The sequence below is a fragment of the [Clostridium] citroniae WAL-17108 genome (genome assembly GCF_000233455.1).
In the GTDB taxonomy this organism is placed as follows: domain Bacteria; phylum Bacillota; class Clostridia; order Lachnospirales; family Lachnospiraceae; genus Enterocloster; species Enterocloster citroniae.
Genome location: NZ_JH376420.1, coordinates 2,059,172 through 2,080,429, shown reverse-complemented (window position 1 = coordinate 2,080,429; position 21,258 = coordinate 2,059,172). Strand labels below are relative to the sequence as shown.

The window sequence follows — 21,258 nt, the reverse complement described above, 5'->3', positions numbered from 1 at the left end:
TTATGACACAGGGAATCGAAGAGATCATCAAAGGAATTTTGGCAGATCCAAAGCTGACGTACCCTCAGAGGCTGACCGCCCTGGCCGGAGCGGCTGAGAACACGCCGGATCCCGTGCCTCTTAGCAGGGAGGCCCAGTGGTTTGCGGACAGGGATATTGTGTTTGATATGGGAGAGGGAAATGCACCGTACCGTCCCAGATATGTGCTCCCTGACTATGATAAGTTTATGAGGCAGGGAAGCAGGTTCCTGATGCTGGATCCGCCCGGGGATATATGGGATGCGGTGTCAAATCTGCTGATCCTTTACCGCCATGTGCCCTCGGTGATCGCGGGGCCTGTGTACATCGGCCATATCGACAGGCTTCTGGATCCCTTTGTAAAGGATGAGGAGGAGGCGCGCCATGCCATCAGGATCTTCCTGACCCATGTGGACCGCACCATCAGCGATTCCTTCTGCCACGCGGACATAGGGCCTTATGACACAAAGGCTGGCAGGATCATCCTGGAGCTGTCGGCACAGATGCAGCGCCCGGTTCCCAATATGTCCCTGATCTACAATGAGCATACCACGGATGAATTTGCCTGCAAGGCCATTGAAACCGGCCTGGTTACGGCAAAGCCCAGCTTTGTGAACGATGCCATGTACACAGCGGACTGGGGGAGGGAATATGCCATTGTGAGCTGCTATAACGCCCTGCCCATCGGGGGCGGGGGGCTGACCCTTGGACGGCTGAACATGAAGAAGCTGGGGGACGTGGCTGAGAGCAGGGAACATTTCCTGGACCACCTGCTTCCGGCCGCAGTGGCAGCGCAGTGTGAGCAGATGGATAAAAGGGATACATATATTTTGGAGCAGGGAAGATTCCTGGAAAATACCTTCCTTTGCTCCGAGGGATTGATCCACAGGGATAAGTTTGTGGGCATGTTCGGAATGGTAGGCCTGGCGGAGTGTGTGAACACGGTGCTGAAGCTCGAAAAACCGGAGGAACGGTATGGGCATGGCAGGGAAGCGCAGGAATTTGCCCTTTTGATCCTGGACCGGATGCATGAGCAGATCAAAGCATATAAGCCCAAGTACGGACGCTTTGAAATGCATGGACAGGTGGGGATCGCAACAGATACTGGGGTCACCCCCAATACCAGGATACCTGTGGGGGAGGAGCCGCCTCTCCATGACCAGCTTTTATTCACGGCCCTGACCCAGAAGCATTTTGCGGCAGGGATTGGGGAGCTGTTTCCCTTTGAGGAGACAGCCAAGAAGAACCCTATGGCGGTACTGGACATTATCAAGGGGGCTTTTGGGGAGGGAATGCGCTATTTCTCCTTTTACTCCAGCAGTTCGGATGTGGTGCGTGTCACCGGTTATCTGGTAAAGCGCTCGGATATAGAGCGGTTTGACGCAGGAGAGGCCTGCCTTGGCAATTCCACGGTGCTGGGAAGCGGAGCCAGCAGGGGACTTCACATTTTTGAGCGGAGCGTGAGACAGGTACCGCAGGAAAAAGACTAACAGAAAGCCGGGTATACGATATGGGAAAGAAGATTTTATACAGCTGCGACACGGGGATCGATGACGCCCTGGCTATTGCTTACCTTTTGGCACAAAAGGAGTGTGAGGTAGTGGGCATCACTGTCTCATACGGCATGGGACATGTGGGAAATGTGTACAGGAATACAAAAGCCGTGCTGAAACTGTTTGACAGGGAGGATATTCCGGTGGCGATGGGAAGCGACACCCCTTTAAGCGGAATCCCCAATGACTACAGCGGAGGAAGCCGGTTCCACGGGTGCGAGGGCCTTGGAGGGATCCTGGGACCCAGCTCTCCTGAGGATTATGCGGGGGCGAAACCGGAGGAGGCCACCGACTTTATCCTTCAGATGATAAGGACATACGGGAAGGAACTGTACTGGGTCACAAGCGGCCCCCTGACGGATATTGCCAGGGTGCTGGATAAGGACCGGGAAACAGCTGAAAAGGCAGGGGCTGTCTATATCATGGGAGGGGCCATTGCTTCCCCCGGGAATACGGGTCCATACACGGAGGCGCTGGTGGAGGCAAACGTCAGGCTGGATATCCCGGCTACGGCCCAGGTACTGGATTCCAAGCTGCCGGTGGTGCTGGTGGGACTGGATGTGACCAGAAAGACGCTGTTAAGCTTTGAAGACCATGAGCGCTGGCATCAGATCGGCACCAGGAGCGCCCTGTTCCTTTACGAGGCCCTGAAACACTATCTGGGAGCATATGAGAAGTTCCACCCATACCTGGGAGGCTGCGGGCTTCACGATCCCCTGGCAGCCGTGGCAGCCGTCCATCCGGAGATCCTGACCACCATACCCATGCACATGATGTGCTTTACCCAGGGGCCCCAGGCAGGGAAAACAACAGAGAATGTGCTGCGGTGCAATGACAGGGATTATGAGATGAAGGCGGCCGTGTTTGTGGATGTGGATGCATTTTCAAAGGAGTTTTTTGGAAGAGTGGAGGAACTGCTCCGGGAACATTAAGGTGCGGAATGTGAAAGTGACGGAACATTAAGGTGACGAAACAATAAAGCAGACAGATGGAGGTGCATATGGACCGTATCTATGTGGCGGGGTTTGACGTGTTTTATCCGGACTGGAAAGGAAAACGGTATTTTGAGTACCAGGAACTGTGCAGGAAGTATGACTTCGAGATGCAGGCGCAGAAGGCTGCCCCCAATGAGGGGAGGACCCTTGGGGAGAAGGTTTTCCTGAAGAATATCCACTATATTGACAGCAGCGATTACGTGGTTGCCAACCTGAATCCCTTCAGGGGCAGGGAGCCGGACAGCGGAACCTGTTTTGAGATCGGATATGCCTATGCCCTTGGGAAAAAGATATACGGCTATCTGGAGGATGGCCGGACCATGATGGAGAAGACCGGGGCCGGGACAGATGAGCAGGGTTTTACGGTGGAGGATTTTGACATGCCGGTGAACCTGATGCTGGGATGCAGCATGACGGTCATTCCGGGAGACCTGGAGCATTGCCTGGAGCAGATCCGGGAGCGGGAGCAGGCGGAAAGGAGAGTCTGATGGGACATTTGCTGGAAGTAAAGGATGTAACAAAGATCTATGAAGGCGGCGTGCTGGCCAACCACAATGTGAACTTTACAGTGGATGAGGGTGAGATCCATGCACTGGTGGGGGAGAACGGAGCAGGCAAGAGCACGCTGATGAAAATGCTGTACGGTTTGGAGGGCATTACCTCAGGCCACATCTACTTAAACGGCAAGGAGCTGAAGCTGCAGTCCAGCAAGGAGGCCATTGAACACGGAATCGGTATGGTGCACCAGCATTTTATGCTGGTGGATTCCCTGACAGGGGCGGAGAACATGATGCTGGGGCTGGAAAAGACCGGTTTTGTGTCCAACAAAAAACGGGACATCCTGATCACGGACGAGGTGGCCCAAAAATATAATTTTGAAATTGACGCTTCCAGGAGAGTCAGGGACATGAGCGTTGGAATGAAGCAGAAGCTGGAGATCCTTAAGATCCTCTACCGCAGTGCCAAGCTGATCATCCTGGACGAGCCCACGGCCGTGCTCACACCCCAGGAAACAGAGGAGCTGTTTGAGCGGCTGATGGAGCTTAAGGAGCGGGGGATGACCATTATCTTCATATCCCACAAGCTGAATGAAGTGAAGCGCATCAGCGACAGGATCACTGTTTTAAAGGGCGGCGTCACCAAGGGGACGTATCTTACAAAGGATGTGTCCGAGGAGGATATCTCCAACCTGATGGTGGGAAGGGAAATCTCCTTTGAGTATGATAAGGCCCAGGTGGAGGCAGGGGAAGTGGTGCTGAAGGCCCAGAACCTTACGTACGTGGACAAGTTTAAGATCCCCAAGCTTTCCGGGGTAAGCATGGAGGTAAGGAAAGGCGAGATCGTAGGTATTGCAGGTGTTGAGGGAAATGGGCAGAGTGAGCTGATCTCCATTATCACAGGCAACATGCGGGCCCTGGAGGGAAGGATCTTCCTCAATGGACAGGATATTACCAATGAATCCGTTACCAATATCCGAAAGATCGGCATGTCCCATGTGCCTGAGGACCGTATGATCGAGGGCTGTGCTCCTGAGATGAGCCTGCAGGAAAACCTGATCGTATCCAACATTGACACCTTTGCCAATAAGTTCGGCATGGTGGAGAATGCCAAGGTAAAGGAACACTGCAGGGAGCAGATCCATGAGTTCATGGTCAAGGCAAAGGATGAAAACCAGTCCATCGGCAGCCTTTCAGGAGGCAATATCCAGAAAGCCATTGTGGCCAGGGAGTTTATGGCGCCAAGCGACCTGCTTGTGTTAAACCAGCCCACCAGGGGCGTGGACGTGGGGGCGATTTCCTTTATCCATTCAAAAATCCTTGAGATGAGGAGCCATAACAAAGCCATCCTGCTGTCTTCAGCGGATCTGAATGAGCTGATCTCACTCAGCGACCGTATCCTTGTGATGCACAAGGGGAAGATCGTGGGAGCCCTTAGCAACACGCCGAAGGTGACCGAGCAGGAGCTGGGGCTTTATATGCTGGGTCTTAAAAAACAGGAAGGGTTGGGATAAATCATGGAGAATAAGAATCAGAATAAAAAGCCATTTGATATCATGGATTATTTCAGTGTCATGCGGATCGCGGCAGCTCTGCTGCTCTCCATCCTCCTTGTCTTTGTCATCATCTTTTTTGTCAGCCAGACACCTGGGCTGGCTATCCAAAAGCTGATGCTGGGACCCCTGGAGACCAAGAGAAGCTTCTTTAATGTTGTGGTAAGGGCCATTCCTCTGGTATTCACCGGTCTGGGGCTGACCCTGTGCTTAAAGAGCGGTATTTTCAATATCAGTTCAGACGCATCCTTTTACATGGGCGCAGTTGTTGCCACCGCCATTGCCATTGCATGCCCCCTTCCAAACGGCCTGCACCAGCTGGCGCTGATCCTGGCGGCAGCCGTGGTGGGCGGTGTGATCTCCATGCTGCCTGTCATTGTAAATAAGTACACCAAGGTAAACCCGGTGGTGCTGGCCATTATGGCCAATTCCATTTTCTATTATTTCGGGCTGTCCATTATCAGTTCCTTTTTCCTGGAGAAAAGCGGAAGCTGGGGAAGCTACAAGTTTCCGGACCACGCAAAGCTGGGGACCATGATCAAGGGGACCACCCTGCACTACGGTTTTGTCATTGTCATTGCGGTGACCCTGTTTGTGATCTTCCTGATGAACAAGACCTCCTTTGGATACAAGGTGCGGGTGACGGGAAGCAATCCGGCCTTTGCAAAGGCTTCAGGCATTAAGACCGGGTTTGTGATCCTGATGGCCCAGTTTATCGGCGGAGCCATTGCCGGCATGGGAGGGGCCATTGAGATCGTGGGAGTGTACAAGCGTTTCCAGTGGCAGTCCCAGACCGCTTACGTGTGGGACGGACTTCTGATCTATATGCTTGCCAACGGCAACCCCACCTTTATTCCACTGACTGCATTCTTTATCGCATACCTGAGAGTGGGTGCGGAAATCATGTCCAGGTCAACGGATCTGGATCCGGAGATCGTGACATTTTTACAGGGGATCATCATCCTTCTGGTTGCATCCCAGAGATTCCTGTACTTTTTGAAGCAGCGCCATGACCAGAAGATGTCCCTTAAACAGGCAGAAGCAGAAGAAGGAGGTGCAGCAGCATGATGGAGTTCTTTTTATCACCCACATTCTGGAAAACAGTGCTGGCAAGTACAACACCGGTTATGCTTGCAACCCTTGCAGCTAATATGATGACAAAATCAGGGATATTCAACCTGGCCATTGAGGGAACCATGCTGATCTGCGCGCTCACAGGCGTGATTGCCAGCGCCTTTACGCAGAACCTGTGGGTCGGCTGCCTGACGGCCGTGGTCATGGGAGTGTTCATCTCGTTTGTATTCGGCTATTTTGCCCTGGTCATGAAAGGGGCCATGAATGCCTGCGGCGTTGCCGTGAACCTGATCGCAACCGGCGGGACCGTGTTTGTGCTGGTTATGCTCACGGGCAGCAAGGCCAACTCCAGCGCGCTGAAAAGCCTTACCTTCCCGGTTGTGAACATACCGGTCATAAAGGATATACCGGTCCTGGGAACCATATTTTCCGGACAAAACCTTGTGACCTACATAGCGTGGGGGATCGTGGCGGTGACCGCATGGATGCTCTATAAGACAAAACTGGGCATCAATATCCGGGCCGTGGGAGAGAATCCGGCAGCGGCAAAGGCAGCTGGGCTCAGCGTGCTAAAGCACCAGTTTGCAGCCCTTGCCATCTGTGGGATATCCTGTGCCTTTGGAGGCATGTATCTTTCCATGGGCGCTCTTAAATCATTTACAACAGGAATGGTGGCGGGCAGGGGTTACATGTCCCTTGCAATGGATGCCATGAGCCAGGGCAATCCCATTGTGGGGTGTTTAAGCTCTTTGCTTTACGGATTTTCCGATACCATCACCGTTTACCTGCAGCTTTACAGCAAGATCGACCTGAAACTCATTGAAGCGTTCCCATATCTGTTTATCATCCTGGTGCTGGTCATTATCCAGTCCATCCGGAAAATGGTAGCGCGCAGAAAAGAAAAGCTTGCAAGCCTGGAGCAATTACGCTCCCAACAGGCAGCATGATAAACAGTGTACTCTCATAGTTTCCTGAGACTTGGGGAGTACACAATAACAAAGAGGAGGACAATAAAAAATGGCACAGGAATATTATGATCCATGGTCAAACACAAGAACAAAAAATGGTCTGGAGGCAGATCTGGTCATCTCTGCAATGCAAAAGTGCATCAGAAGGGCGGAGGAGGAAACGGCCCTGCGCATGGCATATGAGCTTTACATCACATCCACATTCCATGAGGAGAAAATGTGGAACCGTCTGCTGGTGATCTCTGTGGAGGATGTGGGCTTTGGGGATACCCAGGCGCCTGTTTTTGTAAAGACCATGTACGACCTTCACAAGGAATACCCATATATGGACGGGGACAGGCCTATTTTCTTCATGCATGCGATCCGCTATATGTGCAGATGCCAAAAAGAGCGCTCAACAGACCATATCAAGAATATCATCATGAGGGAATTCGAGGCGGGATATGTTCCTGAGATCCCGGAATATGCAGTCGACATGCATACCATTAAGGGAAGGGCAATGGGAAGGGACGTCTTCTATTTCCTGGATGAGGCCAGCAAGGTACAGCCGCTCTGGGATGAGTATGATGATTCCTACCGTTTAAAGCTTTATGAAATGTGTAAAAAAGAAGCAGAACAGAAAAAGGAGGACAAGTAATGATGAAGAACTGGAAAAGGATTGCAGCACTGGCAATGTCAGCCGTAATGGCGGGCGCAATGCTCACAGGCTGTGGCGGCGGAGGCAAAACCACAGAGGCGGCCAAGGGCAATGAGCCAAAGGCAGAGGCCGGCGCACAAGCGGGTAAGGATGCAGGTGAAGCAGCTGACAGCGGCGAGAAAAAGCAGGTATATGTGTTCATCCGCGACAGGGGCGACTTGTCCTATTGGGACAGCATGGCAGCAGGCGGCGACCGCGCCGTGGCAGATTACGCAGACAGGGCGGACGTGCATGTGGTGGAGACAACGGCTGACCTTCAGGCAAACCTGCAGGCCATGTATGAAGCCGCTGATAAAGGTGCTGACCTGATCATCACTGCTTCCGACTTTAAGGACAACCTGGTGGAGGTTGCCAATGAGTATCCTGACATTGCCTTTACCATTATCAGTGAGGATGTGATCGACCAGTGTGAGAACAACAATGCATACGGCGTGGACTTTGCCACAAGCCAGGCAGCGTTCCTGGGCGGTATTGCTGCGGCTGATGTTGCAGCCAACGGCGCAGAGGGCATGGATCCCACCAATGTGATCGGCTTTATCGGCGGCATGGACGAGTCCCTGGTCATCCAGGAATTCCTGTGGGGTTATATCCAGGGCGCCCAGTACTACAACCCTGACATCAAGATCGTATACAACTATGTAGGCGCATGGAATGATCCCGACACAGCCAAGACCCAGGCCATGACCCAGTACAACGATGCAGGTGCGGACGTGATCTTTGCGTGTGCAGGCGGATCCGGCAACGGCGTCCACAATGCGGCGGAGGAGGCCCAGAAGTTCGTGATCGGCGTGGACAGCGACCAGTCCCAGCTTTATGAGGATGACAAGGCGATCCAGGAGAAGTTCCTGACCTCTGTTGTGAAGGAAGTGGGCAATGCTGTTTACAACGTGATCGGGGAATACCTGGACAACGGCACTCTGCCATATGGAGAGTATGAGGTCCTTGGACTGTCTGACGGCGCTGTAGGCATTGTGGAAGGCGACCAGTTAAACGGAGCACTGTCCGATGAGGGCAAAGCGAAGTTAGAGGAAGCAAAGGCCGGAATCGCGGATGGCTCCATTGAAGTTAAGAGCGCCATCGGCAAGGGACAGGATGAGGTAAAGGCATTCATTAATGAGAATTGCCAGTAAGGGAAGAAAAGGCAGCTGATTGGAATGCTGGAAGATTGGAAAAAAGAAAGATAAGATAAAAAAGAGGTAAACCGCGCGATGGCCCCAAAGCACAGAAGAGTTTGTGCCTTGGGGCTATCGTGTGGTTTGCCTCTTTATTTCATTTCTTATTGTGAGTTAAATAAGGAAGATATCACTTCCGCCAATGCATCAGCCAGTTCCTGATGCCCCTCTTTTGTCAGATGCATAAAGTCATAATGGTTCTGTTCCGTTACCACGGTATTGGCGTCCAGATAATGGCACCCCATCTGGGATGCGATTCCTTCAAATTCTTGGGCCAGGCCTTCTGATTTCTCAGCGCAGCCCATACCCATGGTCTTGCCAACCTGTGTGGCCTCATAGCGCTTGTCAATGGACTTGGGCGTGACCACCAGGATGTTGGCCCTGCCTGTTCTCCAGGCGTCAAAAGTGGAAGCAGCCTTGGCAATCAGGCGCTTTAGGCCCAGGGCAATGCACGCGGCGGAGGCGCCGAAACGCTCCTTTGTATCATTGGTCCCCAGCATGATGACCAGCAGGTCCACCGGCTCGTGGCTCATGAGACAGGGATAGATGTAGTCCAGGCCGGACAGCCCCTCGTGGATGGGGTCTGAAAAGCAGGTGGTCCGTCCGGACAGCCCTTCCTCTATGATCAGATAATTATCCCCCAGCTGTTTCTGCAAAAGGCAGGTCCAGCGCTCCTGCTCATCATAGCGGCCGTCATCCGAAGCGCGGTAGCCGTGGGTGTTGGAATCGCCGAAGCATACAATATGTCTTTTTTTCATCAGCGCGCCTCCTGGATCTACAGGTCCTTTGTATCTTTAACAGCCTGCCTGATGTCATGGTACAGGGCCGCCAGCTGTGGATCGTCAAGGGCCACGGGCAGGAATGGAAGCCGTGGGTCACCCATGGGACAGCCGTCCAGGGAAATGATCCCCTTTACAGCACCGTGCATGGATGCAAAGGAGCAGAGACGGTAGATCAGAGGCGTCACCAGGTTCTGTACCATCTGTGCCTTCTCCCATTCGCCCCGGTTAACCAGATCGTCCATCTTTAAATATAATTCAGGCATAGCGCCGTAGGTGCCGCCGATCCCTGCGTCAGCGCCCATGAGACGGCCCGCGATAAACTGCTCGTCCGGTCCGTTGAATACAAGGAAATCCTTTCCGCCGGCCAGCTTAAAGCGCAGGATGTCCTGGGCCGGGTCGGAAGAGCATTTGATGCCGGCTACTTTTTCATTCTCCAGCATACGCCTGAACAGGTCCATGGAAAGGTTAAAGCCTGTGAGCTGGGGGATGTTATAGATGAAAAATGGGAGATCCGCTGCCTCTGTGATCCTGGTCCAGTGCTGGAACACGCTTTCTTCGCCCATGCGGTAGTATACACATGGAACAGCAGAGGTGGCATTGGCGCCGGCTTTTTCTGCGTGCCTTGCCAGTTCTTCGGAATGCCTGGTATCCGGGCAGCCCACGTGAACAATGATGTTCATCCTTCCGGCCGCTTCCTCCACCACGGTTTCCGTCACCGCCATCCGCTCCTGCGTATCCAGCAGAAAGCCTTCCCCCGTACTTCCGCACACGTACATCTGCCGTATCCCCTTGTTGTAAAAATAATTGACCACGGCCCTGACAGCCTTTAGATCCACACTGCCGTCCGGCTGAAAGGGAGTGTTAAGAGCAACGGTGACCTGTTTGAATTTGTTGACATCATACTTTGACATAATATTTCCCCGCCTTTTATAAAAGATTCATTGGTGCCCTTGTCTACCGAGGGTATCATAGTTGAATCATACCATTGAGAAGACAAAAAATCAATAAAAAGCAGAAACTTTTTTTTGTTTATATTTTATGTTGAAAAAATTTTTTATACATGCTATAGTTGAGTTAATATAGAAAAAATGCATAAAAAAAAGCAGGAGGAGAACAAATATGTGTGAAAGTGTGCTGGAACAAATCAAAGGAGGCCTGATTGTTTCCTGCCAGGCATTAAAAGAGGAACCGCTTTACAGTTCCTATATCATGTCGCGGATGGCATATGCAGCCATGCTGGGCGGGGCGGTTGGGATCCGGGCCAATACGGTTGTGGATATTGAGGAAATAAAAAAGACAGTGGATCTCCCTATTATCGGAATCATCAAGGAAGTATATGGAGACTGTGACGTATACATCACACCAACGATGAAGGAGATCGATGCCCTTGCCGCCTGTGGTGTGGAGATCATTGCCACAGACGCGACCTGCAGGCAGCGCCCGGATGGCCGGACATTGGAAGAATTTTTCATTGAGGTACGGGAGAAATACCCCGACCAGCTGTTTATGGCTGACTGTTCAAACTATGAGGAGGGGATCCGTGCGGCGGAGATCGGCTTTGATCTGATCGGCACCACTATGAATGGATATACCAGTTATACGCTGGGAGCACAGCTGCCTAATATCGATCTGATGAAACGCCTGGTGAAAGACTGCGGCAAACCGGTGATCGCAGAGGGCGGGATCTGGCTTCCGGAGCAGTTAAAGGCCGCCCTGGACGCAGGGGTGCTGGCAGCGGTTATCGGAGGAGCCATCACCAGGCCCATGGAGATCACAAAGAGGTTTGTGTCCGCCATCCGCTAGGCAGGGATTTATTTTATGACAGGATTTAAGACAGAGGATTTAAGACGGAAGATTTAAGACAGACAGGAGGTTACTATGCAAGGAGACTTTTTGATAAAAGTAAGGGCGGTATATAATCAGTTTACAAAAGCGGAAAAGAAGGTGGCGGATTATATCCTGCAGCATCCCAAGGATGTGCTGTTTATGTCCATCACGGACCTGGCCGAGGCCTGTGATGTGGGGGACACCAGTGTGTTCCGTTTCTGTAAGACCATGAATCTGAAGGGGTATCAGGAGTTTAAGATGATGTTGTCCCTGAGCCTTCACGAGGGGGACGGCAAGGACATGGAGCGGCTTGCCGGCAATATCAGCCTGGAGGACTCTTTTGAGGAACTGTCGCAAAAGGTGCTCAATACTAATATCAATGCCCTGACTGAGACATTTTCCCTTCTGAATACGGAGCATTTCCTGAAAGCCATCGACTACCTTGGACAGGCGGACAGAATCTGCTTTTTCGGGGTGGGCGCCAGTCTTCTGACCGCCCTTAAGGCAACCAATAAGTTCCTTCGCATCGAGCCCAAGGTGTATTGTATGCAGGATTCCCACATGCAGGCCATGGTGGCGTCCATGATGAAAAAGGAGGATGTGGCGGTCCTGTTTTCCTATTCCGGCGCCACCAAGGATACCATTCATGTGGCGGAGGTGGCAAAAAAGGCAGGGGCGAAGATCATCTGCGTTACCAGATTTGTAAAATCACCTTTGACCTCCTACGCGGACCTGGTGCTTTTGTGCGGGGCAAATGAGGGACCGCTTCAGGGCGGCTCCACCTCTGCGGAGATCAGCCAGCTGTTTTTGATCGACTTAATGTACTCAGAATATTACAGGCGTTATTTTGATGTTTGTAGTAAAAATAACGAAAAAACTTCGGCCTCTGTCCTGGAAAAACTTTGCTAGGTGGAAAAACTGTCGAACAAAATAGAAAAAAATATTTTTTTTATAATTTATTGACAAAATTATTTTTCTTATATATAATGAGTTTATCAAATATTTCAAGGAGGAGAAATCATGAAAAAAGTTTTATCTCTTGGTTTGGCAACAGCATTAGCGGTTGGAGCCCTGTCTGGCTGTGGCGGAGGCAAACCGGCAGAGACCACTGCAGCGCCTGCAGCAGCGCAGACTACCGCAGCGGGGGCGGACGCTGAGACAACAGCAGGATCTGCTTCGGAAGTGACGGAGATCACCTGGTGGGCATTCCCCACATTTGGTGTGGATACCGGTTATGAGCAGGAGGTGGTTGACGCATTTAACGCCGCTCATTCCGACATAAAGGTTAAGGTTGAGTACATAGACTTTACATCCGGACCGGATAAACTGACGGCAGCCCTTACCTCAGGCACTGCACCTGATATCCTTTTTGACGCCCCGGGCCGTATCATTGAGTTTGGCGAGGCGGGATACCTGGTTTCCCTGGATGATATACTGGGTGACCTTAAGAGCGACCTTACCAGCCAGTCACTTGTGGAAACCTGCGTGGGCGCGGACGGCACAGCCTGGATGTATCCGATTTCTTCCTCTCCATTCTATATGGGTCTGAACAAGGAAGCGCTGGAGAAAGCAGATGCGCTTCAGTACGTGAACCTGGAAGGGGACCGTACCTGGACAACGGAAAACTTTGTTAAGATGTGTGAAGCCCTTCGGGATGCAGCTCCCACTCAGGTTCCGGGTATTGTATACTGCGGCGGACAGGGCGGCGACCAGGGCACCCGCGCACTGGTGAACAACTTATACGGTTCTTCCATCGTGGGTTCTGACGGAACGTGGAACATTGACGCAAACGGTGTTAAGGCCCTTACACTTTTAAAGGAAATGTACGATAACAAGTCCATTGACGCTGGATTTGATATGGCTGCTGCTGATGAACTGCAGAAGTTCCAGCAGGAGACCTGCGCCATGACCTTCTGCTTTGGCACATCCGCAGAGATCACCTACGCATCTGAAGATTATACCCAGATCGCAGTGCCATTCCCATCTGAGGACGGCAAGCCTTCTCTGGAATACCTGGTAAACGGTTTCTGTGTATTTGATAATAAGTCAGATGCCCGCGCAGCCGCATCCAAAGAGTTTATTAAATTTATCTGTGACGATCCTGAATGGGGACCAAAGAGCGTGGTTAAGACCAATGCATTCCCGGTCCGCACCTCCTTTGGCGATTTATATCCCGGAGACGAGCACAAAGCTATGCTGGCTTCCTGGAGCCAGTACTATGGCCCTTATTACAACACACGCGCCGGATTTGCCGCTATGCGTCCTCTGTGGTTCAACATGCTGCAGCAGGTATTTAACGGTACCGACCCACAGGCGGCAGCAGATGAGTTTAACGCATCTGCAAACAGCAACTAACTGAAATATACCATGGACTCCCTTCCTCTGCCGGGTGCGGGGGGAGGGAGTCTGCTTTCAGAACATGTTTGGATGGGATGTTTCCTGCATCCGTTCAGAACGGATATTTTGAACCAATCTTTAGAGAGGAATGAAAGAATATGGAAAAAACAACTGTTTCCAAGCAAAAGGAGAGAAGGCCCGGGAAGGAAAAGGCGCCGGCGCGCAGCATGGTCCTTCAGCGCAGGGAGACCATGGTCTCATATCTGTTCCTGCTTCCGGCATTGTGTTTCTTTGTGGGGTTTGTCATCACTCCTATGGCAATGGGTGTTATTACCAGCTTTACCAACGCCAGCTTTGCGGATCCCAAAGGAACGTTCGTGGGTTTGGAGAATTACATCCGTCTTTTTAAGGATAAGATATTCCTGAAATCGGCTGTCAACACCGTGATCATTGTGGCAGTCTCAGTTCCCGCCGTTACCGCATTCTCCCTATGGGTAGGCTCCGCTATCTACAGAATGCGTTCCGGTATCCGTTCATTTTTCCGCTGCGTCTTTTACCTGCCGGTAGTCACCGGTTCGGTAGCGGTTGTTGTGGTCTGGAAGTGGATGTTTGACAAATATGACGGTCTTCTCAATTATGTGATCAGGAGTTTTGGGGGCCAGCCTCTTCCCTGGACCGCCAGCGAATCCATGGCTTTGTGGTGTATCATCCTGATCCTGTTCACTACCTCCATTGGCCAGCCCATTGTCCTCTATGTAGCTGCCCTGGGCAATGTGGACAGTTCCCTGGAGGAGGCTGCCAAGGTTGACGGCGCCAACAGCTTCCAGGTATTCTGGCGCATCAAGTGGCCATCCATCATGCCCACCACGCTGTATGTTGCCGTCATCACTACCATCAACAGCTTCCAGTGCTTTGCCCTGATCCAGCTGCTGACTTCAGGCGGGCCTAATTACAGCACCAGCACGGTTATGTACCTATTATATGAGATTGCGTTCAAGACAACCAAGGAGTTTGGCTATGCCGATGCAATGGGTGTCGTCCTGGCAATCGTGATCGCCCTGTTCAGCGCCCTGCAGTTTAAGGTCATGAACGGCGGAACAACAGAATAGGAGGACAAAACATATGACAGGCAAAAAGAAAATAGTATCTCCTTATTATGTGGTCACGGTTATCATCCTTGTGTTCCTGGCTGTATTTTTCCTCTTTCCCCTTTATTGGATCGTCACCGGATCTGTAAAGGAAAAGAGCGATATCATCATCAAGTCGGGTGAGATGGTCAAATGGATCCCCACCACTGTTTCCTGGGACAACTTTGCAAGGCTGTTTAAGAGCAAGACAGAACTGTTTGGCATAGGTATGCCCATGGCGATCCGGTGGCTGTTCAACAGCGTGTTTATCTCGGCGACAGCCATGATACTTACCTGTATCACCGCATCCCTGGCAGGCTATGTCCTGGCAAAGAAACGCTTCTGGGGTAAAAGACTGATATTCAGCCTTTTTGTGTGCGCCATGGCGCTTCCCAAACAGGTTATCCTTATTCCATTGATGAAGGAAATGTCGGATCTGGGATTGATCCACTCCGTGTGGGGCTCCATGTTTGCAGTGATCTGTCCCGTGGTGGGCTGGCCCTTTGGCGTGTTCATGATGAAACAGTTTTCTGAAAATATCCCTGTTTCCCTGCTGGAAGCTGCCCGTATTGACGGCGCCGGTGAACTGACAACCTTTATCAATGTGGCGTTCCCCATCATCAGACCGGGATTCGGCGCCCTGGCGATCTTTACCTTTATCAATTCCTGGAACGAGTATCCTCTGCAGCTGGTCATGCTGACCCAGAATGAGTCCAAGACCATTGCCCTGGGTATTGCCAGCAAGCTGAGCGAGATGTCCAATGACTTTGGGCTTATTATGGCAGGAGCTGCCCTGGCTTCTGTTCCTATCATTATTGTGTTCCTTTGCTTCCAGAAGTATTTCACCCAGGGCATTACCATGGGTGCTGTTAAGGGATAAGAGCAGAGCCCGGTCCTTGGCGGCCCGGCACTTGAAGCATGAGATGGTTCGTGATAGAATACCATTAGGTTCTATTTTACATGTGGAGAGGAGAACGGATCATCATGGAAAATTTTGAGTTTTTTATACCCACCCGGGTGATATTTGGAAAGGAAACCCATTTGCAAGTGGGGAAAATTGTAAAAGAATATGGTTTTCACAGGGTATTGGTGCATTTTGGCGGAGCCAGTGCCAAAAAGACAGGGCTTTTGGATGCGGTCCTGGACGCCCTTAAAGCTGAGGGGATCGGCTGTGTGACCCTGGGCGGAGTGCAGGCCAACCCTACGTTATCCATGGTAAGGCAGGGGATCGAACTGTGCCTTAAGGAACATGTGGACTTTGTGCTGGCAGTGGGAGGCGGAAGCGTGATCGATTCGGCCAAATGTATTGCGGACGGAGCAGGCAATCCGGGAGTGGATGTGTGGAGCTACTTCCGCCATGAGGCGGTTCCACGTACAGCGCTGCCTGTGGGCACCATCCTTACCCTTTCGGCTTCCGGCAGTGAGATGAGCGCGTCCTGCGTGATCACTAATGAGGAAAACGGATTTAAAAGAGGCTTTAACAGTCCTACCCACCGCCCCCTGTTTTCTATCTGCAACCCTGAGCTGACGTACAGCGTAAGCAGATATCAGACCGGCTGCGGCACGGTGGATATTATGATGCACACCCTGGAGCGGTACTTTACCCGGACCAGGGACACCATGCTTACGGACCGCATTGCGGAGGGAATCCTGAAGTCCACCATTGAGGCGGGAAGGATCGCGGACAGGGAGCCGGACAATTATGAGGCGCGTGCGACCCTTATGTGGGCGGGAAGCCTTTCACACAACGGACTGACCAGCGCGGGCAGAAGCTTTCTGATGCAGGTGCATCAGATGGAGCATGAACTTTCCGGCATGTATCCGCAGATCGCCCACGGCGCGGGCCTTTCTGCCCTGTGGCCGTCCTGGGCAAGATATGTGTGTTCCCATGATGTGAGCCGGTTTGCCAGGTATGGGGTGAATGTGTGGAATATTGACATGGATTTTGAAAACCCCATGAACACGGCTCTGGCCGGAATACAGGCCACCGAGGATTTCTACAAGAGCCTGGGCATGCCCGTGACCTTAAAGGAACTGGGCGTGGAGCGGGACCGTATTGAGGAGATGGCTGAAAAGTGCACCAATATGGGCCAGCGCAAATTGTCAGGAATTGTTGAACTGGGCAAGGAAGAAATGATAGAGATCTATGGCATGGCCATGGGGGAATAAAAAACAGAGAAGAAATGGACATACGGGCCAGCGGTTGATGAGAACCGCTGGCCCGTATGTTCATACAGGGCAGAAATCATTTCACCACAAACCGCTCCGGCATATGGATCATCTGCCCTGCAATGATCACATCAGGGTCTGTAATGGTATCACGGTTGCATTCATATATTTCCCGCCAAAGGGATGGGTCGTGGTACCACAGGTTTGCCAAGCTGGAAAGGCAGTCTCCTTTCTGGACCATGTATTCGTGTCCCCATCCGTCACTGTTGACTTGGTAATAGGCGGGCTGCCGGTCCATGAAGAAGTGGGTGCCCAAAGGCATGGTATGTTCCACCCCGTCTTTATCCAGAACGCGGAAATACAGGGTTACTTTTATGGTTTTTCCCTTCCCTTTATAGGCTTTGTATTTGTCAGGAAGCAGGGAGAACCAGCGGTCCGGCTCCGCATCGGGATTGGCCCGGTATACGGATGCGGGAGCTCCGTTCACGGCCTCCACGGAGGAGATGGCCATGGGCTCAATAGAAGCGCCCTCGATCCGTTCTGTTTTTCCATCCATCTCCACTTCGCTGAAATAGGAGACATCCGTGTCCAGGCTGAAGTAGGTGTATTGAAAAGCAGAATCCCAGTGATTCACCGGATCGTGCATGAACTGGTCGGAATATGCGTTTTGCTCATGGGACCAGTGGATCCCTCCGCTAAAATTAAACCCCTGGTCTGAGGTACTGAATTCAATATCCGTGGGCGGATACAGGACAGGATTGCCCTTGCTGTCGCTTACTCCTTCCATCAGCCCCACGGGGCCGGAGGTCTCCGCCCGGGCTTCTGCCTGAAAAAAGAGAGCGGAACAAAGGCAGATGGAACCAAATAATAGGAGGGCAGAAAATATCACCCTTCCTGTCCTGCTCATTGATCTTGTCATTCCGGTCCTCCTTTTCTTATACGGCGGCTTTTCAGATGGCAGTGCGGCCGCTCCTTAGAGAGATATGATCTCCCTGTCCTCAGGCACCAGCAGATTGCCGTGATAGTACTCCCTGCCTTCCTCTGTGTACAGTGCTTTGCGCTGGGCCAGCTGTTTGTCCTCCGTGTGCCACAGCACAAGGTTTGGGATGTTCAGCTCCCCGGCCAGTTCACAGGCCTCCTTGACAGTGCTGTGGTGCTTTTCATAGGGGGCAAATATTTCGCGGTCCCGGTACAGGCAGAATGCCTCGTGGAGAAGCCAGTCACTTCCCTCCACATAGGCGCGGCAGTCGGGATTGTATGGTTCATCTCCAGCACAGGTGAATTTAAGCCCGTTCTTTAAGGTGGTGGTAAAACCAAACTGCTTGGCTTTGGTGGAAAGGATGTCAAAAAATGTCACGTCATAATCCAGGATATGGACGGTTTCCACGTCCTCCACAGGAACCAGGAAGATGCGGCTTCCGATCATCTTATAAAATTTGCCCTGCATGGTCAGGCGGCAGATGGTGGAAATGGTTTCCACCAGGTCCTGGTGGCAGTAGATCTGCAGTTCGCCCTCGTAGGCGCCCTTTCTCATAGCGGTTGCGATCATTCTCACCATCCATACGATTCCCAGGATATGATCCGTGTGTTCATGGGTCACAAAGATGTTGTGGATATGGCATATGTCTACATCCATATCCTCCAGAATACGCAGGATGCCGTTGCCGCCGCCCGCATCCACCATAAAGTATTCATCCCCGTCCCTGAGGGCGAAACAGGTGTTATAGCAATGGGTTGCCTGGGCATTTCCTGTTCCAAACACATATAAATTTTCCATATATTTCCGTCTCCTTAGAAAAAATTTTAGATAATCTTAATCAATATTAACTCTTTGTTCAGCTGGAAAAACTTTTCATTTACTTAAGAATATGTTACTATAACTTTAAACAAAATGCAATTGTGATTGGGGAGAATATGACAATGAGGGATTTGGCATATCTGCGGCTTCTGGCAAAGGAATACCCCACGGTTAAGGCGGCGACCAGTGAAATCGTCAATCTCATGGCAATCTGCAGCCTTCCAAAGGGAACGGAATACTTTTTCAGCGATCTCCATGGGGAATATGAAGCGTTCATTCATCTTTTGCGCTCATCCTCCGGTATTACCAGAGAGAAGATCAAAGACACCTTCGGCCACCTGATACCTGAGGATGAACAGGTGCAGCTGGCAAATCTGATCTACTATCCTGAGCGGAATCTGGGCAGAATGATAAAGCAGGGACATTTTACGGAGGATTGGCAGAAAATTACCATCTACCGGCTGGTGCAGAGCTGCAAGGAGGTATCCTCCAAGTACACCCGCTCCAAGGTGCGAAAGAAGATGCCCAGGGAGTTTGCCTACATTATTGATGAGCTGCTCCATGTGGATTACAATGATGACAACAAAAAGCTGTACTACAATGAGATCATCCACTCCATCATTGACAACAACATTGCGGACAAGTTCATCATAGCGCTGTGCCATTTGATCCAGAACCTGACCATTGATAACCTTCATATTATAGGGGATATCTATGACAGGGGGCCGAGGGCGGACATTATCATGAATGAGCTGATGAATTTCCATGATGTGGATGTACAGTGGGGCAATCATGATATTTCCTGGATGGGGGCGGCAACCGGCAACCTGGCCTGTATCTGCAATGTGCTGCGCATTGCCATCAGCTATAACAGCTTTGATGTGCTGGAGGACGGGTACGGCATCAACCTTCGCCCCCTTTCCATGTTTGCGGCCAGGGTGTACCAGGATGACGCCTGCGTGCGGTTTATGCCCAAGATACTGGATGAGAATATCTATGATGCAGTGGACCCCGGCCTGGCTGCCAAGATGCATAAGGCCATTGCCATTATCCAGTTTAAAGTGGAGGGGGCCATGATGAAGCGCCATCCTGAGTACGGGATGGAGAACCGGGTCCTTCTTGACAATATTGATTTTGAACAGGGGACCGTGTCCATTGACGGAAGGCCATATCCCATGATGGATATGAACCTGCCCACTGTGAATCCGGGGAATCCGCTGGAGCTGACCAGGGGGGAAAAGGAACTTCTGCGCACCCTGCAGGCATCCTTTAAGCACAGCGATCTTCTGCACAAACACGTTAAATTCCTCTATTCCCACGGAGGTATGTATAAGTGCTACAACTCCAATCTTCTGTACCATGGCTGCATACCCATGAAAAAGGACGGAACCTTTGATACCATCACCATTGACGGAGTCGATTACAAGGGAAAGGCGCTGATGGATTATTTTGACCGGCAGATGCAGAACGCATATTTTATGCCTGAGGGGACTGCGGGGAAAGAGACTGCCATGGACCTGATGTGGTATCTCTGGTGCGGAGCCAAGTCACCGGTGTTCGGAAAGGACAAAATGACCACATTTGAGCACTATTTTGTGGAGGATAAGGCGACCCACAAGGAGGTCATGAATCCATATTACCAGCTGAGTGTGAAGGAAGAATTCTGCAACCGTTTATTGGAGGAATTTGGCCTTCCCGTGGAGGGATCCCATATCATCAACGGTCATGTGCCGGTGAAGTTAAAGGACGGGGAAAAGCCCATGAAGGCAGGCGGTAAGCTGTTTATCATTGACGGAGGGCTGTCCAAGGCATATCAGAGCACCACGGGGATCGCGGGATATACCCTGATCTATAATTCCCATCACCTGGCCCTGGCGGAGCACATGCCCTTTGACCCCAAAAAAGAGAGCACGCCTAAGGTATCGGTGGTGGAAAAGGTAAAAACCAGGGTCATGGTGGCGGACACGGATAAAGGCCGGGAATTAAAGGGGCAAATCGCTGATTTAAAAGAGCTGGTGGCGGCTTACAGAGAAGGTACCATAAAAGAAAGGGTTGAGTAATGAGTAAGTTAGAATTTTTACAGGGATTAAAAGCTGAGCTGGAAGGGCGTGTACCCCATTCCATCATACAGGAGAATCTGAGATATTATGATTCCTATATTACGGAGGAGGCTGCCAAAGGACATACCGAGGAGGAGGTCATTGAAGGGCTGGGCGGTCCCAAGATCATTGCCAGGACCATTGTGGATGCCGCTCTGGATACGGAAGACCGTCCGGACGGGTTTGACACTTACGGCTCAGGCGCTGCTTATGATGAGGGGACAGGGGGAGGATACACCCAGAGAGAGAGCCAGGATCCCTACCATAAGGACCCCAAATTCCACTATGTGGATTTCAGTAAATGGTACGTCAGGCTGATTGCAGGCCTGGTGGTATTCCTTTTTATTCTCCTGATCATGACCGTGTTCTTTGGGATCATGGGCCTGGCAGGCTGGATCCTGTCCTATATCTGGCCCATACTCCTGGTTATGATGGTGGTGTGGATGTTCAGGGGACCCCGCAGATAAGGGGCTGTTCTGGAAAAAGGACAGCCCTGGCAGAGATATCCTGCTGTAATAATATCCTCTTATAGTTGACAAATATGTAAAATAATTATATACTTTATTTTAACAAATGTAATAATTACGTAACA

General features: G+C 51.4%; 20 protein-coding genes. 16 read left to right on the top strand and 4 right to left on the bottom strand.

The window, feature by feature from the left end:
- Nucleotides 1-2 precede the first annotated feature (2 nt).
- The 8 genes from HMPREF9469_RS09520 to HMPREF9469_RS09485 all read left to right on the top strand — a co-directional run bounded on the left by HMPREF9469_RS09520 (nucleotide 3) and on the right by HMPREF9469_RS09485 (nucleotide 8,485).
- Nucleotides 3-1,508 (top strand): YjjI family glycine radical enzyme, encoded by a 1,506-nt coding sequence (locus HMPREF9469_RS09520; protein WP_007861342.1) that lies wholly within the window; start codon nucleotides 3-5, stop codon nucleotides 1,506-1,508.
- Between the two features lie 20 nt (nucleotides 1,509-1,528).
- Nucleotides 1,529-2,503 (top strand): nucleoside hydrolase, encoded by a 975-nt coding sequence (locus HMPREF9469_RS09515; RefSeq protein ID WP_007861341.1) that lies wholly within the window; start codon nucleotides 1,529-1,531, stop codon nucleotides 2,501-2,503.
- Between the two features lie 68 nt (nucleotides 2,504-2,571).
- Nucleotides 2,572-3,054, top strand: coding sequence for a nucleoside 2-deoxyribosyltransferase (locus HMPREF9469_RS09510; RefSeq protein WP_007861340.1), 483 nt, complete (start codon nucleotides 2,572-2,574; stop codon nucleotides 3,052-3,054).
- On the top strand, nucleotides 3,054-4,577 hold the full coding sequence (locus HMPREF9469_RS09505) for an ABC transporter ATP-binding protein (protein WP_007861339.1): 1,524 nt from the start codon (nucleotides 3,054-3,056) through the stop codon (nucleotides 4,575-4,577). The genes HMPREF9469_RS09510 and HMPREF9469_RS09505 overlap by 1 nt, the downstream gene beginning before the upstream one ends.
- Nucleotides 4,578-4,580: 3 nt before the next feature.
- A complete protein-coding gene (locus HMPREF9469_RS09500; RefSeq protein WP_007861338.1) occupies nucleotides 4,581-5,684 on the top strand; it encodes an ABC transporter permease in 1,104 nt (367 codons plus the stop codon).
- A complete protein-coding gene (locus tag HMPREF9469_RS09495) occupies nucleotides 5,681-6,637 on the top strand; it encodes an ABC transporter permease (protein WP_007861337.1) in 957 nt (318 codons plus the stop codon). Before HMPREF9469_RS09500 ends, HMPREF9469_RS09495 begins: the two co-directional genes overlap by 4 nt.
- Before the next feature lie 70 nt (nucleotides 6,638-6,707).
- Nucleotides 6,708-7,295 (top strand): AAA family ATPase, encoded by a 588-nt coding sequence (locus HMPREF9469_RS09490; RefSeq protein WP_007861336.1) that lies wholly within the window; start codon nucleotides 6,708-6,710, stop codon nucleotides 7,293-7,295.
- On the top strand, nucleotides 7,295-8,485 hold the full coding sequence (locus HMPREF9469_RS09485) for a BMP family ABC transporter substrate-binding protein (RefSeq protein ID WP_007861335.1): 1,191 nt from the start codon (nucleotides 7,295-7,297) through the stop codon (nucleotides 8,483-8,485). The genes HMPREF9469_RS09490 and HMPREF9469_RS09485 overlap by 1 nt, the downstream gene beginning before the upstream one ends.
- Before the next feature lie 146 nt (nucleotides 8,486-8,631).
- Here HMPREF9469_RS09485 and HMPREF9469_RS09480 read toward each other — a convergent pair whose 3' ends face one another.
- Both HMPREF9469_RS09480 and HMPREF9469_RS09475 read right to left on the bottom strand, forming a co-directional pair.
- Nucleotides 8,632-9,285 (bottom strand): GDSL-type esterase/lipase family protein, encoded by a 654-nt coding sequence (locus HMPREF9469_RS09480; protein ID WP_007861334.1) that lies wholly within the window; start codon nucleotides 9,283-9,285, stop codon nucleotides 8,632-8,634.
- Between the two features lie 17 nt (nucleotides 9,286-9,302).
- Nucleotides 9,303-10,220 carry a dihydrodipicolinate synthase family protein gene (locus HMPREF9469_RS09475; protein WP_007861332.1) on the bottom strand — a complete coding sequence of 306 codons (918 nt, stop codon included), beginning with the start codon at nucleotides 10,218-10,220 and terminating at the stop codon, nucleotides 9,303-9,305.
- A 208-nt stretch (nucleotides 10,221-10,428) separates the two neighbouring features.
- On the opposite strand from HMPREF9469_RS09475, the gene HMPREF9469_RS09470 reads away from it, so the two are divergent.
- The 6 genes from HMPREF9469_RS09470 to HMPREF9469_RS09445 all read left to right on the top strand — a co-directional run bounded on the left by HMPREF9469_RS09470 (nucleotide 10,429) and on the right by HMPREF9469_RS09445 (nucleotide 16,769).
- The gene (locus HMPREF9469_RS09470) at nucleotides 10,429-11,112 is read left to right on the top strand and encodes an N-acetylmannosamine-6-phosphate 2-epimerase (protein ID WP_007861330.1); all 684 of its coding nucleotides are present in this window, start codon (nucleotides 10,429-10,431) and stop codon (nucleotides 11,110-11,112) included.
- 75 nt (nucleotides 11,113-11,187) lie between these two features.
- The gene (locus HMPREF9469_RS09465) at nucleotides 11,188-12,045 is read left to right on the top strand and encodes a MurR/RpiR family transcriptional regulator (RefSeq protein WP_007861328.1); all 858 of its coding nucleotides are present in this window, start codon (nucleotides 11,188-11,190) and stop codon (nucleotides 12,043-12,045) included.
- 111 nt (nucleotides 12,046-12,156) lie between these two features.
- Entirely contained in the window at nucleotides 12,157-13,491 is a 1,335-nt protein-coding gene (locus tag HMPREF9469_RS09460) for an ABC transporter substrate-binding protein (RefSeq protein WP_007861319.1), read from the top strand.
- Between the two features lie 140 nt (nucleotides 13,492-13,631).
- The gene (locus HMPREF9469_RS09455; RefSeq protein WP_007861314.1) at nucleotides 13,632-14,582 is read left to right on the top strand and encodes a carbohydrate ABC transporter permease; all 951 of its coding nucleotides are present in this window, start codon (nucleotides 13,632-13,634) and stop codon (nucleotides 14,580-14,582) included.
- 13 nt (nucleotides 14,583-14,595) lie between these two features.
- On the top strand, nucleotides 14,596-15,480 hold the full coding sequence (locus HMPREF9469_RS09450) for a carbohydrate ABC transporter permease (RefSeq protein ID WP_007861313.1): 885 nt from the start codon (nucleotides 14,596-14,598) through the stop codon (nucleotides 15,478-15,480).
- A 104-nt stretch (nucleotides 15,481-15,584) separates the two neighbouring features.
- The gene (locus HMPREF9469_RS09445) at nucleotides 15,585-16,769 is read left to right on the top strand and encodes an iron-containing alcohol dehydrogenase (RefSeq protein ID WP_007861312.1); all 1,185 of its coding nucleotides are present in this window, start codon (nucleotides 15,585-15,587) and stop codon (nucleotides 16,767-16,769) included.
- A gap of 76 nt (nucleotides 16,770-16,845) precedes the next feature.
- Here the strand turns inward: HMPREF9469_RS09445 and HMPREF9469_RS09440 are convergent, their stop codons facing one another.
- Nucleotides 16,846-17,688 (bottom strand): LysM peptidoglycan-binding domain-containing protein, encoded by an 843-nt coding sequence (locus HMPREF9469_RS09440; protein WP_007861311.1) that lies wholly within the window; start codon nucleotides 17,686-17,688, stop codon nucleotides 16,846-16,848.
- A 54-nt stretch (nucleotides 17,689-17,742) separates the two neighbouring features.
- Nucleotides 17,743-18,546 carry an MBL fold metallo-hydrolase gene (locus tag HMPREF9469_RS09435; protein ID WP_007861310.1) on the bottom strand — a complete coding sequence of 268 codons (804 nt, stop codon included), beginning with the start codon at nucleotides 18,544-18,546 and terminating at the stop codon, nucleotides 17,743-17,745.
- 143 nt (nucleotides 18,547-18,689) lie between these two features.
- Here HMPREF9469_RS09435 and HMPREF9469_RS09430 point away from each other — a divergent pair, with 143 nt between their 5' ends.
- Nucleotides 18,690-20,627, top strand: a complete 1,938-nt coding sequence (locus HMPREF9469_RS09430) for a fructose-bisphosphatase class III (protein WP_007861309.1) — start codon at nucleotides 18,690-18,692, stop codon at nucleotides 20,625-20,627.
- On the top strand, nucleotides 20,627-21,133 hold the full coding sequence (locus HMPREF9469_RS09425) for an HAAS signaling domain-containing protein (RefSeq protein WP_007861308.1): 507 nt from the start codon (nucleotides 20,627-20,629) through the stop codon (nucleotides 21,131-21,133). The genes HMPREF9469_RS09430 and HMPREF9469_RS09425 overlap by 1 nt, the downstream gene beginning before the upstream one ends.
- Nucleotides 21,134-21,258 lie beyond the last annotated feature (125 nt).